This window comes from Gimesia maris (assembly GCF_008298035.1).
Taxonomy (GTDB): domain Bacteria; phylum Planctomycetota; class Planctomycetia; order Planctomycetales; family Planctomycetaceae; genus Gimesia; species Gimesia maris.
The window spans coordinates 7,418,451-7,436,601 of record NZ_CP042910.1; the positions used below are offsets into that span (position 1 = coordinate 7,418,451).

Consider the following 18,151-nt stretch of genomic DNA (forward strand, 5'->3'; position numbering starts at 1 on the left):
CCTCGTGAATCACATGTCTGCCATCCAGTCCTGCAGGGCACGAACCTGGGGAGTTGCATCTTCGGCGAGTGCTTCGAGCGCTTTGACAACCGCGAGACAGCCGGGGATGGTGGTCACACAGGTCACGCCGTACGAGACCGAAGCCGAACGGATTTTACCTTCGTCGGTTCGAGAACCTTTACCGCTGGGCGTATTGAAGATGAACTGGACTTCCTGGTTCGCCATCATGTCCAGCAGGTTGGGACGTCCTTCTTTCAGCTTCTTGATGGTGGCCACTTCGAGGCCTGCTTCTTTGAGGACACGTGCGGTCCCGGAGGTCGAAACAATTTTGAATCCCAGTTCGATCAACCGTCTTGCCGGTTCGATGATCATGTCTTTGTAGACATCAGCCATACTGATGAAGACGGTGCCCTCGGAAGGCAGGCTGGTACTGGCAGCGAGCTGACTTTTGGCAAATGCCATCGCGAAGCCGTCTGAGATGCCCATGACTTCGCCCGTCGAACGCATTTCAGGGCCGAGGATAATATCAACGCCAAGAAAGCGGGAGAACGGGAATACACTTTCTTTGACGGACGTATGTTTCGGTTCAGGCTCGCGTGTGATTTCCTGTTCGAGCAGCGAGACGCCTGCCATCACTTTAGCGGCGATGCGGGGCAGGGAAATTCCTGTCGCTTTGGAAACAAAGGGAGAAGTTCGGCTGGCACGGGGATTCACTTCCAGGATGTAGACTTTGTACTCATCGTCAGTCTGCTTGACGGCGAACTGGATATTCATCAGCCCTTTGACTTTGAGTTCGCGTGCCAGGGCGTGTGTCGCGCGTTTGATTTCATTGATGACCGACTCGGGGAGCGAGTGCGGCGGAAGCACACAGGCAGAGTCACCAGAATGAACGCCGGCCTCTTCGATGTGTTCCATTACGCCACCGACCAGCGTCGTAATCCCGTCTGAGATGGCGTCGACGTCAACTTCGATGGCATCTTCCAGGAAGCGATCGACGAGTACCGGATGATCGGGAGACGCATTGACGGCTTCGTTCATGTAGCGTACTAGGGATTCTTCATCGTAGCAGATTTCCATCGCGCGTCCGCCGAGCACGTAGCTGGGACGTACGAGGATGGGATAACCGATTTTGCTGGCGACGTTGCGTGCGCTTTCGGTATCCGTGGCGATGCCGTTCGGAGGCTGATGCAGTTCGAGCTTTTCGAGAATCGCCTGAAAGCGTTCCCGGTCTTCGGCCGCGTCGATCATTTCAGGACTGGTACCGATAATGTTGACGCCGGCGGCTTCCAGACCACGCGCCAGGTTGAGCGGCGTCTGTCCGCCAAATTGCACGATCACGCCATCGGGTTTCATGCGGTCGCAGATATTGAGGACGTCTTCGGTGGTCAATGGTTCGAAGAACAGATGGTCCGAAGTGTCATAGTCAGTCGAAACGGTTTCGGGATTCGAGTTGACCATGATGCTTTCGATGCCCAGTTCCTGCAGCGCGAAGGAAGCCTGACAGCAACAGTAATCGAATTCAATCCCCTGCCCGATGCGGTTCGGTCCGCCGCCCAGAATCATGATGCGGCGTTTGTGATCGGGATTGCCCGGCGTTTCGTCTTCCTGTTCGTAGGTCGAATAGAAGTATGGTGTAAAGGCTTCGAATTCGGCGGCACAGGTATCGACCTGTTTGAACGTCGCCTCAATGCCGAGCCCTTTGCGATACTGGCGGACATCCATTTCGGTCGAGTCGAGCCAGAAAGCCAGCTGTTTATCGGAGTAGCCGGACTGCTTGGCCTGTTTCATGGCGGTGTAGTCCATATCTTCCAGGCGGGAACGTGAGCGGATCTGATCTTCCAGTTCAACCAGTTGTCTGATGTGATTGAGGAACCAGGGATCAATATCACTCAGTTCGTGAATCTGCTCCGTTGTCATTCCCTGCTTGAATGCATAGCGAACGTAGAAAATCCGCTCTTCATTGGGAACCGAAAGTTTGGACTGGATCGTATCCTTGGAAGGCTGTTTGGCAGTTCCCCAGAGATCCTTCTTACCGCCACCCAGTCCGAAGTGACCAATTTCCAGGCCTCGCAGCGCTTTCTGCAGAGACTCTTTGAAAGTACGGCCGATAGACATGGTTTCGCCGACGGATTTCATCTGCACGGTCAGAACCGGGTCGGCATCTGGGAATTTTTCGAATGTCCAGCGGGGAATTTTGGTGACGACGTAGTCGATAGTTGGTTCAAAACAGGCAAACGTTTCGCGGGTGATGTCGTTTCGGATTTCATCGAGTCGATAACCGACGGCCAGCTTCGCGGCGATTTTTGCAATCGGGAATCCGGTCGCTTTGGAAGCCAGGGCACTGGAGCGACTGACGCGGGGATTCATTTCGATGATCGTCATGCGGCCCGTATCGGGATTGACGGCGAACTGAACGTTAGAGCCACCGGTTTCGACGCCGATCTCACGCATACAGGCGATAGTGGCATCGCGCATCCGCTGGTATTCTTTATCGGTGAGTGTCTGTGCCGGCGCGACGGTGATGGAATCACCGGTGTGTACGCCCATCGGATCGAAGTTTTCGATAGCGCAGATGATGACCACGTTATCGGCCTGATCGCGCATGACTTCCATCTCGTATTCTTTCCAGCCGAGAATAGATTCTTCCAGCAGGACTTCATTGACGGGAGAGAGGGCCAGACCGCTGCGGACTTTCTCTACAAACTCTTCGCGGTTGTAAGCCACGCCGCCACCAGTTCCCCCGAGGGTATAGCTGGCACGAATAATGATCGGCAGTCCGATGTCCTTCACTGCCGCATTGGCTTCCTCCATGTTGTGTACGACAGCACTGCGGGGACAGTCGAGCCCGATTTTGGTCATCGCTTCTTTAAACTGGTCACGGCTTTCTGCTTTGGCGATGACCGCTTCTTTGGCACCGATGAGTTCCACGCCCAGCTGGTCAAGGATGCCGCGACGGGCAAGATCCATCGCAGCGTTCAAGCCGGTCTGACCGCCGAGCGTCGGCAGCAGGGCATCGGGTTTTTCGATCTCGATGACTTTCTGAATATACTGCCAGGTGATCGGTTCGATATAAGTTCGATGTGCTGTTTCCGGATCGGTCATAATCGTAGCCGGATTGGAGTTTACCAGCACGACTTCATAACCATCTTCCCGCAGTGCCTTACAGGCCTGGGTTCCAGAATAGTCAAATTCACACGCCTGACCGATCACAATCGGACCGGAGCCAATGATTAAAATCTTACGAATGTCGTCTCGTCTGGGCACTTTCTCGGATCACTTTCACAGCTAATGTACACTATACTCTGGCTCGGAGACCTTTATCTGCGCAAATCTTCCCAACGTTAACAAGCACAGCAAAATAATCAAGCAAGGCAGACCAGAAAGTACCAGAACCGGCTTTGAAACGTCAGAGAACGGGAACCACTCCGATATCTACCATGCTTTACGGAAACATCCGGATGACTTTCAAGCCATCAACTCCAAATCAGACACTTTTGTACGGTAAGTATTTCGGGCCCGAATTACATTTAGCATCCAGTGCAGTGAGCTGCGGTTTTTTTTCCTTTGAGTGGTTCCTGTCAGAACAATTAAACCGAATTGATGTTTTAAGCCGTTAATAACAGACTGAAATAAACGCTTTGAATTTCTCTAAGTGGCTATATAGAAAACGCTTTTACTTAAGGAGGTATTTAATTCCTCAATTTCGTTCATCTATACAGGTTAAAACGTTCCCCTCCTTATGTATTAAGGGATTTCACGCAAATCAGACCGCAGAATGAACAGGTACTGCAATAATGTTGATCTAAGGCACATGTTGACAAAAAAAAACATAAGCTTTTTGTGAATGAAACAGCGATCTGTTTTATTTCTGAAAACTGAAACACTTCCTTGAGACAGTGTATGAGAGCACGTCTGGAATTTCGGGAAGCTTGTGATTAACTACTTCGCCAGATACATGAGTCGAAATCATGGAACTTCATCAACAAATTGACATTCTCTGGATTTTGGTCTGCAGTCTATTTGTCCTGTTTATGCAGGCTGGTTTCTGTTGTCTGGAATCTGGTCTTTCCCGCTCTAAAAACAGTATTCACGTCGCCATAAAAAATGTCGTCGACGTCAGTATTGTGGGGATCCTGTATTGGATATTCGGATTTGGCCTGATGTTTGGTACGACAACGGGTGGGTTAATCGGCACCACTCATTTCCCGTTCACGAATTCCGGTTCCGATATATTTCTATCCGCGTTTTTCCTGTTTCAACTGATGCTGTGTGTGACTGCCGCCACCATCGCTTCCGGCGCCTCAGCCGAACGGATGCGCTTTACCGCTTATCTGATTCTCTCAATCGTGCTGGGCGGGATCATCTATCCCGTGTTTGGACACTGGGCCTGGACCAGTCATTTCACCGGAAAAGCGCCCGGCTGGCTGGAGTCTTTGGGATTCCGGGATTTCAGTGGTTCGACAGTCGTCCATTCACTGGGAGCATGGGCAGCGCTGGCATCGATCATGATTATCGGACCTCGAATTGGAAAATTCGATAAACAATCCGGTTCAAAAAAATTGAAGGGGCACAATCTGACCCTCGCGACAACGGGTGTCTTTATCCTCTGGATGGGCTGGTTTGGATTTAACGGCGGAAGTGAGTTTGGTTTTACATCGCATGTACCGCAAATCTTTATTAATACTTTTCTGGCGTCTGCCTGTGGTGCCATCACAATGCTGGTGTGGCAATTCTATCAGAAGAAACAGATCGAAATCGAAAACATACTGAATGGTCTGCTGGCAGGCCTAGTCGCCAGCAGCGCCAGTTGTGATGCGGTCTCGCCTGCAGCTGCTGTGGTGATTGGAATTATCGCAGCGATCGTCATGGAAGCGGGTGTCTGGGTTCTGGAGCGTTTCCAGCTCGACGATACGATCGGCGTGATTCCCGTGCACGGTTTTGCGGGTGTCTGGGGTACTCTGGCGGTCGCATTGTTTATTCCCGCCGAGCTCCTGTCACATTCCCGATGGGAACAGTTTCTGATCCAGTTACTGGGATGTGGCGTCTGCTTCATCTGGTGTTTTTCTTTCTGCTGGGTCACTTTACGGATCATCAGTCATTTTGTTCGACTGCGTGCAACCAAAGATGAAGAAAAGCTGGGTCTGAATATGGCAGAGCATGGTGCCACTTCAGAAATGTATGACTTGTTGAATCTGATGGAACTGCATATCCAGGGAGATACCGAGCTGGGAGATGACATGGACGAATACAGCGATGTCAGCCTGATTGCAAAACAATACAACAGGGTTTCACAAGTACGGGATCTGGCTTTAAATGAACTGAAAGACCGGACGGAAAATCTGGAATTAACCCGTCGTGAACTGGAAGAAAAAGCCGAACGACTGAAACAGGCCAATACCGATGCGGAGGCTGCCTCGCGGGCGAAGAGTGAATTTCTGGCGAATATGAGTCATGAAATCCGGACGCCGATGACTGCCGTCCTGGGATACACCGATTTGCTGATTGAAGAAAGCTGGGGCCGCCCGGGCAGCATTCAGTTACTGGACGTGATTAAACGTAACGGGCATTACCTCCTGGAACTGATCAATGACATTCTCGACCTCTCCAAAATTGAATCGGGAAATCTGACGATCGAAACCATTCAATTTTCCCTGCTGGAAAAAATGAAAGAAATCCAGTCACTGATGAAAGTCAGGGCGGAACTCCGGGGATTGCACTTTAAGCTGTCATTTGAGGGTACCCTCCCGGTTGAGATTCAGAGTGATCCGACACGACTCAAACAGATTCTGATCAACCTGATTGGGAACGCGATCAAATTCTCACCCGATGGGGGAAAAGTTTCAGTGGAAACATCGTTTTTAAATTCTTCTGCTGATAATCCCCTGCTGGAATTTAAAATCAGTGACACGGGTATCGGCATGACAGCCGAGCAGATTGCCATGCTCTATCAACCGTTTGTCCAGGCGGACTCTTCCACCACGCGTAAGTTTGGTGGAACCGGCCTGGGACTGGCTATCAGCAAGCGACTGGCCGAGATGCTGGGTGGCGATCTGACGTGTGAAAGTGTGCCTGGTGAAGGTACCGTCTTCACGCTGACCATTGGCATTGGCAACCCGGAAACACTGAAGTTTCATGAAAATCCACAGGACAAATTCAGACAGATACCAGTGATCCAGCAAGATCCGGAATTGCCTGCAGGTGATTCAGAAACAATGAATCTGGGCCCCTGTACTGTCCTGCTGGCAGAAGATGGTGTTGATAACCAGCGTCTGATTTCCATGTTGCTGAAAAAAGAGAAAGCGCATGTGGTACTGGCTGAAAACGGCGACATCGCAGTCAGGCGGGCACTGAATGCCGAACAACAAGGCAAACCGTTTGATGTCATTCTGATGGATATGTCGATGCCGGTCCTGGATGGATATGGCGCCACCAGAAAACTGCGTGAACTGGGAATCGAGACTCCCATCATCGCCTTGACCGCGCATGCCATGACCGGGGATCGGCAGAAATGTATCGACGCCGGTTGCTCGGATTATGCAACCAAACCGGTCAACCGGGAGAAGCTCCGCAACATCATTCTGAAATATCGATCGCGTGCACAGGCAGAGCCGGTCACGTAAACATTCATCTCACAATGATTCAGAATTACGTCAGTTGATCGCGATTCAGTTCCAGAAACTGATCTGCCCAGTAATAACCTTCCAGCAGGCCGGTTGTATCCAGTCCCATCAGGTGATAAGCAATGTAGATGGCCTCAATGGTGGCAAGCCCGGCTGAAGGATCTGCAAACTGTTTAGAGACACGCGGGTATGCGGTCTTCCAGTCAGGCAGGCTGCGAACGGGAAGTTCCCGATAATCGGGTTCCATTTTCTCCGCCAGACGCCAGGTTCCGTCCAGGACCAGCAGGCCCGAGTCTGCATCCGCCGGACTGATGAGGGGGCCATCCAGTCCCAGACGCACATATCCCTGTATGCGGTCGGCTTCCTTACGGGGGAACTTCCAGAAGACAAAGTCTTCGCTGGTGCGCAAAGGCTGCACGGTGCATTTACTTTTGCGTTCTTTGGGATGTACCACAATCACTGTGGGAGGATGCGAGCCTGGCACTGCTTCAGTCTTTAAGTTTAAGTGCGTTCCATTCAATTTCAGTCGAACCTGGTGAATGGATCTGATATCTGCAGGACACTGTTCAGGAAGCTTCCTGGACTTTCTTGATCAGGTCTTCCTGTACGGCGATTTCCTGTTCAAGGTATTTGACTTCCTGGGGGTCATCCATCTGCTCTTTGGCGCCGGTCAGTCGCTGTCGCAGCTTTTGAATTTTCTGACGGGCCACGTCAATCTGTTTTTTCTGTTTTTTATTCAGGCTCATTACGAATTGCATTTCCTCATATTCTGGATACGAATCAACTTTTCGGACGGGTCAGTATATCACAGGCGTTGAGAAAATCACAGACTCCCTGACGGTCAACGCAGGAAAAACAGGCTCAGTCCGGAGATCAGCATCACTGCCAGAAACGTCAATGCACCAGCGGAAAATCGCCAGAGCAGCAACTGTTCAACCACGATCAGAGCCAGTACGGTCAGCAACAGGTTTTCCGCCAGTCCTGCCTGTGTACTGCGTTCTTCCGGCACTTCTGCCAGTTGACTTTGAGCTCCCTCGGGTCGACGAAAATACTGTGGTGGAATCACCTGGGGACCAATATGATTCAAATTACTTTCCTGTGACGAAACATTCACGGCATAGAGTGTATTTTCCATGGCCGCCGATCCCCAGTCCAGTTCGTAGATCCCAGAGAGCAAAGTCTGCGGGAAGGTAATTGTGCGGGACTCATCCTCACTGTCGAGAACGCTTCTGAGCGGATACTTCTCCTGATCGGGCGCGATCATCTGGGGAGAAAGTGTCAGCTGGTTTTCCCGGGTCATGATTTCCAGAGGCTGTCCCACCCGGGCTTCGCGACTGCCCCATTTACCCGTCGCAATATACAACACGAGTTCATTCACCATCGGCGGAAAGCTGGGCCAGATCGCCCATGTCCCCCAGAGCCGATCAAGTGATGTGGTAATCAGGACCACTTTTCCCCGTCCGAGTGACCCCTCGATGATTGCCGGATCATTCGTATCATAATTCAAAATCAGTCGCGTATTCGGATCGGCGGGAAGCTCTGTTTGAAAGTATTCGTAGATATGCGTGGTCTCCAGGCCGGCGTCAGGATTTCCCTTAAAGATTTCAATAACGGGATGCTGGTACTGGAGGGGATCAAATTCAAACAGTGTGGTATGCCTGCGGGCGTCGCCTCGACGGTCCAGCAATTTCAAGGATAACAGCCCCTGCCCTGGTTGAAAGATCGTCTGGTTATAATTCTTGACATTCACCTGCTCGCCGAGGCTGAAGATCAGCCCGCCTCCGCGACTGACATAATGTTTTAACAGATCGCGTTCGTGATCTGTAAACAGAGCAACATCACAGATGACAACCGCATCGTAGAGGCTCAGCTCGGTGGTCGCCAGTTCGCCTTCATTGATCACATGCGGCTTGATAATTCCCTGCCAGGGTTGTTCCTGCAATGAAGGCGAGAGTGCCAGTTCCAGAAAGTCTGTGGCGCGGCCCATCGCTTCCGTCGAGCGTCTGCCATTGACCAGCAGCACGTTGATTTCTTTTTTGACGGGCATGACCTTCCAGCGATGATTATCCAGCGGCAGTCGATCGTCGGCGAGTCGAACTTCCAGTCGATGATCGCCCACCCGGGTAAACTGATGGGTAAACTCCGCTTGAGTGTCAGTATTCGCCGGCAGGTCCACCTGCTTCTGATTGACCAGCTGTTGATCGACGTACAACTGCAGGTTGACCGCATCCTGGTTCAGAAGGCCAAAATTATGCAGAGTGACACTCAAACGCACCGGCTGATTTAACGTGGCAAATACGGACCTGCTGTTGAAATCGACGATGGCAAGATTCGATTCCTCCGTTACTCCGACATCTTTAAGAATCAGCGTCGCTTTTTTTGATAATGCATCCATTAATGACAGGATGCGTGAATTTCCCTGTTCGGCCTGCTGGGGAGCCCAACTCTCCGCCTGGAAATCGCTGATGATAATCACTTCTTTCTGCGCCAGTTCCTGAGCCTGTCCGAGAAATTCCAGCGCCGCCTGCAGCGCCTGCCCAGCATTACCGAACTCCTGTGTCGGTTGCAGTTTTGAAATTTCATCGAGCACATAGGTCTGTTGTCGAGAAGGGCGGGAAATCACTTTTTGTGGCGAAGCGCTGGAAATCTGAATCAGTTGAAACGCGTCTCCCTGTCGGGACGATGAGACAATCGACCGCGCGATTTCTCTGGCCTCTTCAAACAGGGTCTCTTCCTCTCCCTGCCAGCGCATACTGAAGGAAGTATCCACGACCAGAATCCGATGTACGGGCGCGGCGCTTTCAAAAAAGGCGCCTTGCAGAGACCAGTAAGGACGCGAAAATGCGACTGCCAGCAGCAGCAGAATCAGACACCTGACCAGCAGGATCAACAGTTGCTCAAACCGCACCCGCCGGGAATATTTCCGGGTCGCCGCCAGCAGAAACTTCATGGCCGCCCATTCGGTTTCGATGAATTTTCGCTTATGCAGCAGATGGATCAGGATGGGAATTCCAGCCGCCAGCAGTCCCATCAGCAGCCAGGGACTGGCAAAACCAAAAGCAAACAGAGGCTGAAAGGAAAAAGCGTTCATGAAAATTTGAATCAATACAACTTAAGAACCGACTCGTGACTGACGGTGTGAGAGGAATGTTGAGAGTGCCATATCCAGAGACTGATCGGTACGAACAAATCCATAGTCCATATTCAGATCGCGACAGCCGCGCTGCGCTGCTTTGAGAAATTTTTCAAACTCGGCCTGGTATGCTTTTTTGAGTGAGCGTGGTTCCGCCATCTGTTCCGGCAGGTTTTCCAGTCCGCGAAAGAGAACCGGCTCCTGGAAAGGGAAGTCCTGTTCCGCGGGATCAATCACCTGCAGCAGGCTGACATCATGTTTGCGATGGCGAAAATGTTTTAATCCCAGCATGACCGAATCGAGATCATCAAACAGATCGCTGATGATAATGATCAGGCTGCGACGGTTAATGCGTTCTGCCAGTTCGTGAAAGACTTTTCCCAGTCCCGATTCGCCTGCTGCTTCCGTGTGTTCCAGGGTATAATATATCTGTTTCAGATGGGTTGGCTGACTGGCCGGTCTGAGAAAATCGACCACGTGATCGTTGACCGTACACAGCCCGGCGGCATCCTGTTGTTTGAGAACCACATACGCCAGGGCAGCGGCCACCAGCCGCGCGTATTCCCACTTGGAAAGCGCGGTCCCTTCAGAGCGATACCGCATGGATTCACTGCAGTCAAGCAGCAGGTAGCAGGTAAAATTGGTCTCGGCTTCATACTGTTTCAGATAATATCGATCCGATTTGGCGTAGACCTTCCAGTCGACGTAGCGCAGGTCATCGCCGGTCGCGTATTCCCGATGCTGCGCAAACTCGGCGGAAAAACCATGAAAAGGGCTTTTGTGTGCCCCGGAAACATAGCCTTCCACAATCTGTCGCGCCGCCAGATCCAGATTTTGAACCTTAGCGAGCGTCTGCGGATCTAAATACTTGCGGTAATCGTCCATCAAGTTTTTCCTGAGAGGAGTCGACCGAGATGAGTTGAATCAGTCGATCCACGATTTTATCGGGAGTCATCCCCTCGGCTTCCGCATTGAAGTTAGTAATAATACGATGCCTGAGCACGGGATGTGCGACGGCCCGAATATCATCAGTACTCACATACATCCGCCCATGCAGAATCGCGCGGGCTTTTGCACCCAGTACCAGATTCTGGCTGGCACGCGGGCCGGCACCCCAACTGACAAACTCACGAATAAAGTCCGGGACTTCCTCCGCCTGCGTGTCACTGCCTGGGATGATGCGCGTCATGCGGGCAAACTGCATCGCATATCGAATCACATGGTCGGCGACGGGAACTTTGCGCACGAGTGACTGAAAAGACAACAGCTCATCCAGATCCAATACCTTCTTCACCGAATACGAGTCATCAGACGTCGTCTGTCTCACAATCGCAAATTCTTCTTCTTCGCTGGGATACTCGACTTTGATTTCGAACATGAATCGGTCGAGCTGCGCTTCCGGCAGGGGATAGGTGCCTTCCTGCTCAATCGGATTTTGAGTCGCCAGTACAAAAAATGGAACCGGGAGTTTGTGTTTTCGACCACCGGCCGTCACCTGGTGTTCCTGCATTGCCTCCAGGAGCGCGGCCTGTGTTTTGGGAGGCGTACGGTTGATTTCATCTGCCAGTACAACATTCGAAAATACAGGGCCGGGAAGAAACTTGAAATCGCGGCTGCCGGTACTCTTATCTTCCTGAATCACGTCGGTCCCGGTAATATCAGCCGGCATGAGATCGGGTGTGAATTGAACGCGGTTAAAGGAAAGATTGAGCGTATCTGCCAGCGTGTGCACGATCAGTGTTTTCGCCAGCCCGGGAACGCCGACCAGCAGGCTGTGTCCGCCTGCGAGCAGGGAAATCAATAATTCTTCCACCACCTGCTGCTGGCCGATAATCACACGGTTCACTTCCTGCAGAAGCCGCTGATATGCCTGGTGTAGTTTTTCAACGGATTCCAGATCGGAAGTTTCCATCTTAGGATCGCTGCTCACAATGATGCCAGTTTCTTGTTCAGAGAAAAGAGTGAAGCCCGCCGGTGTTAACTATCCTATTGTGACGGGCGTACCCGGGTAGATGCAAGGCTGTTGGCAGGAGTTCTCAGCTGTCAGCGCCTTTTGCCCCCCAGGGAGCAATTTGCGTAAGCCCTTTACTCGATTTCAGTTCAGCATAACAGTCTGGCATATCAAAGACGGTCAATACGTTCGGAACCAGTGTGGAAAGCGGCCACTCGTAATGCTCGGTTTCAGCGATATCGCTGAAGGAAGTCAGTGCATTTTTCAGAGTCACCTGTTTCACATGCGGCGAGAACAGGGCGGCAAACGTCGCCGGCAGGGCACCCCAGCCGCGACCGATCAGATGGATATCGGTATGTCCGTTGGCGGCCATCCAGTCGAGGACCCTCAGCACGTCGAATGTCTTCTGGCCGACATACGGGTCATCCAGCATGACCGCGTGGGCCGCATAAAAATAATCACTGCCATACGGAGTGAAGAAGGAATTCGCATTGGTCGTGTCGGGCATCGATTCCCCTACTCCGCGCACGTCACAGGTGTATAAAATGCGTTTTTTATCCTTACCGGCAGTTTTCAATAGAGGCTCTTCCCGCAATTCTGCATCGGCAGAGACATGGGAAATATACAGAGTCGCCTGTTTGCCGGCGTCCTGAGGGGGTCGGGAATAAAGTTTCTCGTCAGACACCCGGTACACGATAGCCTGAATGCCGGGTTCTGTTTCCACGGCATAAGCGATGGTATTTTTGAGCGGATAGTTTTTGCCACCCCGGTTTCTGAGGATGCGATAATCGGGTGTTCCTTCGATGTTTTTCAAGCGCAATGTTTCCGCGACCGCTGACTGCAGGGCAGCGCCCGACTTTGGTTTTCGCTCCGCCGCCAGTGCTTTCGATTGCTCTGCTGTAAAAACATGTAGTGGTTTAGAACCGATGTCTGCGACTGAACCTTTTGGGGTACACCAGAGTGTTTCATCTTTTTCGATGACCAGTTTTGGCTCTTGTGATTCACTGGAAATGCCGGTCGCCTGGTTAAACCATTCATACATGGCTTCTCGATTCTCCTGCGAATAGCCATGATAGGTAGGCCCTACGAACAGCGAGATATTGTCTTCGTGGCCCAGCAGTTTGTAGAGTCGCTTCAGCCGCAGATACGCTTCCCGCGCCCCCCGCACATCGAAAAAGTCGCGTTCCTTACTGAGGATGCGAACCGGTTTTGGTGCCTGCGCCGCCAGGAAGTCGGCGTGATCCAGTTCCAGCGCCAGAACTTTGGGCGGACACTGTTCGGTATCGGCGGGGAGTTCGTTCTCCATGTTGCGACGGAAGGTGGTGACGAAACAACTGGGAGCCGCCATCGTCCAGCGAGGCTCCACACCACACAGCCAGGTGGTCATGGTCCCGCCTCCCGAATTCCCGGTGACGCCGACCTGATTTGGATCAACTTCTTTACGCGTCTGCAGATAATCAAGAGCGCGGATTCCGTCCCAGGCGCGCCACATTGCCAGATTTTCACCGACCAGAAACTGCTGATTGCCGCCCTGCAGATGCTCGCGGACGCCGACACCTACCGTGGATTTGAGATCAGTGCCGCTGTATTGGACCCGTTCCCCCTGGCCAATGGGATCGAAGATTAAAACAACGTAGCCTTTGCGGGCGAGCCCTTGTGAGAATGACTGATATGCGGTCTCCGCTTTCCCGTTATGCGAATGTCCGCAGGTTCCCACAACACCCGGCGCGGGTCTGGTAATGCCTTTGGGAACATACAGGTTTGCCGTAACCAGAAATCCGGGACGGCTCTCGAAGATGACATTTTCAATCGTATAGGTATCGCGGTCTGTCGTTTTGGTAATCCGCGCATTGAGCGGAGTGCGTTCGGGTTCCGGGCCGAAAGATTCACGGATGCGTTTCTGCACAGAGGCCACATAATCTTCAGCGTCTGCTTTGGTTTTTAACGCATCGAGTCGCTGAATGGTTTTGGCTTCCTGTTCCCTGACCCGTTCGACAAAGTATTCCTGCACCATCCGCGGGAAGCGGTTTAAGGTTTCTACCTTTTGATCGGAAGAAGCAGGCGCCGCTACCAGTTCCTGGAGTACCAGGTGATCTAACAGACTCAGGCCAGCCAGGCTCATCCCTCCTGACTGTAGAAAAGACCGTCGTGTGAGAGAGGCGAACTGGTCGACCGACTGATTTGAGCCCGACATATAGTATAATCCTGATGAATCGAAATTTTATGATGACGTTGAAATGCAGGAGCGTGCGTGTTCATAGTCAGTAAACAAGGTCAGAACACTCAGATAATGCACCTGGATTTCGTAAATGATTGCTACGAGTAGCGATTGTTATCAAAATTTGGTTTTCTTTACAATTGGCTTCTCTATAATGGAAGTCTGTCAGACAATTGTACAGAATTATTTTCTCTGTTTTTATATAATTCCATATCCCCTCGAAACCAGTTAGACTGTCAGTTGAAATCAATGTGGGAATCCTGTATTTCTGAACGTTGATACTCCGACTGTGCTCTCCGTTGTATCAACATCAATGCTCAACAGAAAAATGGATCTTTAATGGAAGTCAGCTCCCAGCAAGAAACCGCCAGCCTGGTTAAGACACTGCATGACAACATTTCCAGCGTCCTCATTGGCAAACCGGATGTGGTCCAGCTGGCGATTGTCACTTTGCTGGCGGAAGGGCATGTTCTGATTGAAGATGCCCCCGGCGTCGGTAAAACGTCACTCGCGAAAGCAATTGCCAAGAGTCTCGACTGTAACTACACACGAGTGCAGTTCACCCCGGATATGCTCCCTTCTGATATCCTGGGCTCGAACGTCTTCCTGCCGAGTCTCGGTGAGTTCGAATTCCGTAAAGGCCCGATCTTCTCCAATATACTGCTGGCAGATGAAATCAACCGCACGCCCCCCCGTACTCAAAGCGCACTGCTGGAAGCGATGAATGAAGGTCAGGTCAGTGTGGAAGGCCAGACGATCACCCTGCAACCCCCCTTCTTCGTACTGGCTACACAAAACCCTTACGAATTTGAAGGCACCTATCCCCTGCCGGAAAACCAGCTCGACCGCTTCATGATGTGTATCGATATCGGTTATCCTGATCGGGCCATCGAACGTGAAGTTCTGATTCAGCATCGCAATGGTGAGCCCGTCGATACTCTGCAATCCGTCCTGTCGGTGAAACAACTGCGCGAGATGCAGCAGGCGGTTCGAAATGTCCGGGTCGATGATTCCCTGACCGACTATATATTGGAAATTGTGGATGTGACCCGCAATCACCCCGAGCTGACACTGGGCGTGAGCACACGCGGTGCGATTACGTTTTCGCATGCCGTGCAGGGGAAAGCATTCACCGAAGGGCGAGATTATGTCATTCCCGACGACATCAAACAGTTGGCAGTACCGGTGTTAGCACACCGCGTGATTACCCGTTCTCTGGTGCGTGAAAGCCAGCGGAACCGCGCCACGGAGATTATTCGCCAGATTCTTCAACAGATCACGGTGCCTGCCTGAAAATGATAATCTGGTTTCAGACATTGTCGCAGTAATGTGCTGAATCTCTTTTCTTCTGTTATTATATAGTCGACTGGACAGGTATCGGATAAGATATTGGTACCCACGGCTGGACCAGCTGCAGACCGGTTGACCGGCGCAGTCTGAAATGTAAAGTAAAACGGGCATTGATTATTCTGCCCGCCCCCCGAAGGAATTATAAAATGGATTTGCATAAAAATATGAAATGGTGGATTGTTCTCCTGCTGACCATCTTATTCTTTGTTTCCAACTGGCAACCAGCGAACCTGTCTGCCAGTGAGAAATCTGCCAGTGAAGATTCGGAAACCAAAGCAACCGAATCCGAAAAGACGAAACACAAAGCCATGTTTACCAACCGTCTTTCCAAAGAGACCAGCCCGTACCTGTTATTGCATCAGCACAACCCGGTCGACTGGTATCCCTGGGGACCGGCAGCATTTGAGAAAGCGAAGCAGGAAAACAAAATCATTTTTCTGTCGGTGGGCTACAGCAGCTGTTACTGGTGCCACGTAATGGAACGGCTGGTTTTCGAGAACCCCGAAATCGCGAAGTACATGAACGAAAACTTTGTGAATATCAAAGTCGATCGGGAAGAACGGCCCGACATCGATGATATCTATATGACATCCTTAAGCGTCTACTTTCATCTGATCGGTGCACCTGACAACGGCGGTTGGCCGCTTTCGATGTTTTTAACCCCCGATCGTGAACCTTTCGCTGGTGGCACCTATTTCCCGCCGACCGATCAGGGTGGGCAGATGAGCTTTCCCCGCGTGTTACAGAAAGTGAATGAATTGTGGAGCGGCGATAAAGCGAAGGTCCAACAGAGCGCCACGATCATCGCGAAAGAAGTCGCCCGGCTGCAGAAAGAAGAGGGAGCGACAGAAGCCATTCCAATTGAAGACAGGCTGGTTAAAGCAGGCGTGCGTTCGATCAATGCCAGTTTTGATTCGGAATATGGCGGAATCGATTTTTCAGAAGTCAGTCCGAACGGACCCAAGTTCCCCACGTCATCCAAGCTGGTATTACTGCAGTACGACATCGAATCAATGGATGCGGAGAGTACGTCGGCGGAATCGGCGAAAGTGCTGTATCAGACACTCGATGCCATGGCCAACGGCGGCATCTATGATCATCTGGGAGGCGGCTTTCACCGTTACAGCACCGACCGCTACTGGCATGTTCCCCACTTTGAAAAAATGCTGTATGACAACGGTCAGCTGGCATCGCTGTATGCGAAAGCCTACGGACAGACAGGCAACGAACAATACAAACAGGTCGCCGCAGGCATCATCGATTTTGTTCTGCGAGAGCTGACCGACACCCAGGGAGGATTTTATTCTGCACTGGATGCCGAAACCGATGGCGTGGAAGGCGAACATTATGCCTGGTCCCAGGAAGAACTGAAAGAGATCCTGGATGAAGGCTATCCCCTGTTCGCTGAATTTTATGGATTGAACGAACCGGTTCGCTTTGAACACGGATACGTACTGCATCGTGTGACGACACTCAAAGCACTGGCCGAAAAACAGAAGACGACACCGGAAGCGCTGGAATCGCAACTGGCGGCAATGCGCAAGAAACTGCATACAGTCCGCAATCAGCGACAGCCACTCTTGAAAGACGATAAAATTCTGACCAGCTGGAACGGGCTGATGATCACAGGCATGGCAAATGCCGGTCGGATCCTCAAACGTCCCGACTATACAGCTGCCGCCGAAAAAGCGGCCCAGTTTATTCTGGATCAGATGCGGGACAAGCAGGGGCACCTGTATCGCAGCTATCGCGCCGATCAGGCGCGGCTGAACGCGTACCTGGATGACTATGCCTTCCTGGTGCAGGGATTGCTCGCCCTGTATGAAGCGACCGGCAAACAGCAGTGGCTGGATCAGGCGCAGGCATTGACCGACCTGCAGATCAAACTGTTCTGGGATCAGAAAGAACACGGTTTTTTCTTCACCACACACGATCACGAACAATTGATTGCACGTACCAAAAATGCATACGACGCCGCAATTCCTTCTGGCAACAGCATCAGTACCCGGAACCTGATTCAGCTAACGCAACTCACAGGCGATCCCAAATATCGACAGCATGCAGATCAGACGCTGCAGCTGTTTGGACGTGTCATCAAACGCTATCCGAATCGCTGTGCCCAACTGGTACAGGCGGTGGGAGAGTTCCTGACAACGCCGCCAGCTCAGAAGCAATCTGCGTTGCTTGCCCCCACTTCAGATGCAGGCTTTGCACTTGGATCACTGGAACAGTTCGCAGCGAACTCAGAGCAACTGGCCAGCGTCACACCGGGACTGGAACTGCTGGCGGTAGCCGGGCTGGGCCAGGTGACCCCGAAGAAAAACCTGGTTGCTGCCAAGGCTTATCTTTCTGTTGATAAACTGCCCGCAGGAAAAACCTGCCGGGTAGCGATTGTGCTCACCATCGAAGATGGCTGGCACATCAATGCAAATCCTGCGAAACCCGATTTCATGGTACCCACAACTTTTACGGTGAAGTCGAATCAGCAGGTCACACTGTCTCAAGTCAAATATCCGGCCGGCCACGCATTTACTGTGGAGGGGTTCGATGAACCGCTGCAGGTTTATGAAAAACAGGCTATCATCCGCGGCACCTTGACGATTCCCGCTGCAGCAGCAGGTAAGGCAGAACAGCTGGAACTGAATGTGAAGTACCAGGCCTGTAATGATAAAACCTGTATTCGACCGACTACTGTCAGTCTCAAAGGCAGCTTTCAGATTGCCAAACCGGGAGAGCCGGTCAAACAGGTAAATCAGAAATGGTTTCAGACAAACTAAAATAACTGATCGTAGCTTCCAGAGCAGATAACATTTAACAGTAGCGACTTCAAACTATTATAGACCTGGAGACGTTTTAGTAAGACGGGACACAGGCTAAAC

At 51.7% G+C, this 18,151-nt stretch carries 10 protein-coding genes; 3 read left to right on the forward strand and 7 right to left on the reverse strand.

The genetic code is table 11. The features are described 5' to 3' along the window. Positions 1 to 9: 9 nt before the first annotated feature. Complete coding sequence (gene carB / locus GmarT_RS27690; protein WP_002645462.1) at positions 10 to 3,264, reverse strand: carbamoyl-phosphate synthase large subunit; 3,255 nt, start codon at positions 3,262 to 3,264, stop codon at positions 10 to 12. Positions 3,265 to 3,968: 704 nt separating this feature from the next. Here carB and amt point away from each other — a divergent pair. Beyond that, positions 3,969 to 6,620 (forward strand): ammonium transporter, encoded by a 2,652-nt coding sequence (gene amt / locus GmarT_RS27695; protein WP_002645461.1) that lies wholly within the window; start codon positions 3,969 to 3,971, stop codon positions 6,618 to 6,620. 25 nt (positions 6,621 to 6,645) lie between these two features. On the opposite strand, the gene GmarT_RS27700 is transcribed toward amt, so the two are convergent. The 6 genes from GmarT_RS27700 to GmarT_RS27725 form a co-directional block, all read right to left on the reverse strand. Next, the gene (locus GmarT_RS27700; RefSeq protein ID WP_002645460.1) at positions 6,646 to 7,104 is read right to left on the reverse strand and encodes a DTW domain-containing protein; all 459 of its coding nucleotides are present in this window, start codon (positions 7,102 to 7,104) and stop codon (positions 6,646 to 6,648) included. Positions 7,105 to 7,186: 82 nt separating this feature from the next. Beyond that, positions 7,187 to 7,378, reverse strand: a complete 192-nt coding sequence (locus tag GmarT_RS27705) for a hypothetical protein (protein WP_230682401.1) — start codon at positions 7,376 to 7,378, stop codon at positions 7,187 to 7,189. A gap of 83 nt (positions 7,379 to 7,461) precedes the next feature. Next, positions 7,462 to 9,711: a BatA domain-containing protein gene (locus tag GmarT_RS27710; RefSeq protein ID WP_002645458.1), complete on the reverse strand. Its 2,250-nt coding sequence runs from the start codon at positions 9,709 to 9,711 to the stop codon at positions 7,462 to 7,464. A gap of 21 nt (positions 9,712 to 9,732) precedes the next feature. Further along, positions 9,733 to 10,638, reverse strand: coding sequence for a DUF58 domain-containing protein (locus GmarT_RS27715; protein ID WP_002645457.1), 906 nt, complete (start codon positions 10,636 to 10,638; stop codon positions 9,733 to 9,735). Further along, positions 10,595 to 11,665: an AAA family ATPase gene (locus tag GmarT_RS27720; RefSeq protein ID WP_002645456.1), complete on the reverse strand. Its 1,071-nt coding sequence runs from the start codon at positions 11,663 to 11,665 to the stop codon at positions 10,595 to 10,597. The genes GmarT_RS27715 and GmarT_RS27720 overlap by 44 nt, the downstream gene beginning before the upstream one ends. A gap of 124 nt (positions 11,666 to 11,789) precedes the next feature. Continuing rightward, positions 11,790 to 13,898 (reverse strand): alpha/beta hydrolase family protein, encoded by a 2,109-nt coding sequence (locus GmarT_RS27725; protein ID WP_002645455.1) that lies wholly within the window; start codon positions 13,896 to 13,898, stop codon positions 11,790 to 11,792. 363 nt (positions 13,899 to 14,261) lie between these two features. Between GmarT_RS27725 and GmarT_RS27730 the strand changes: the two genes are divergently transcribed. Then, positions 14,262 to 15,215, forward strand: coding sequence for an AAA family ATPase (locus GmarT_RS27730; RefSeq protein WP_002645454.1), 954 nt, complete (start codon positions 14,262 to 14,264; stop codon positions 15,213 to 15,215). A gap of 203 nt (positions 15,216 to 15,418) precedes the next feature. Next, positions 15,419 to 18,049 carry a DUF255 domain-containing protein gene (locus GmarT_RS27735; RefSeq protein ID WP_002645453.1) on the forward strand — a complete coding sequence of 877 codons (2,631 nt, stop codon included), beginning with the start codon at positions 15,419 to 15,421 and terminating at the stop codon, positions 18,047 to 18,049. Positions 18,050 to 18,151 lie beyond the last annotated feature (102 nt).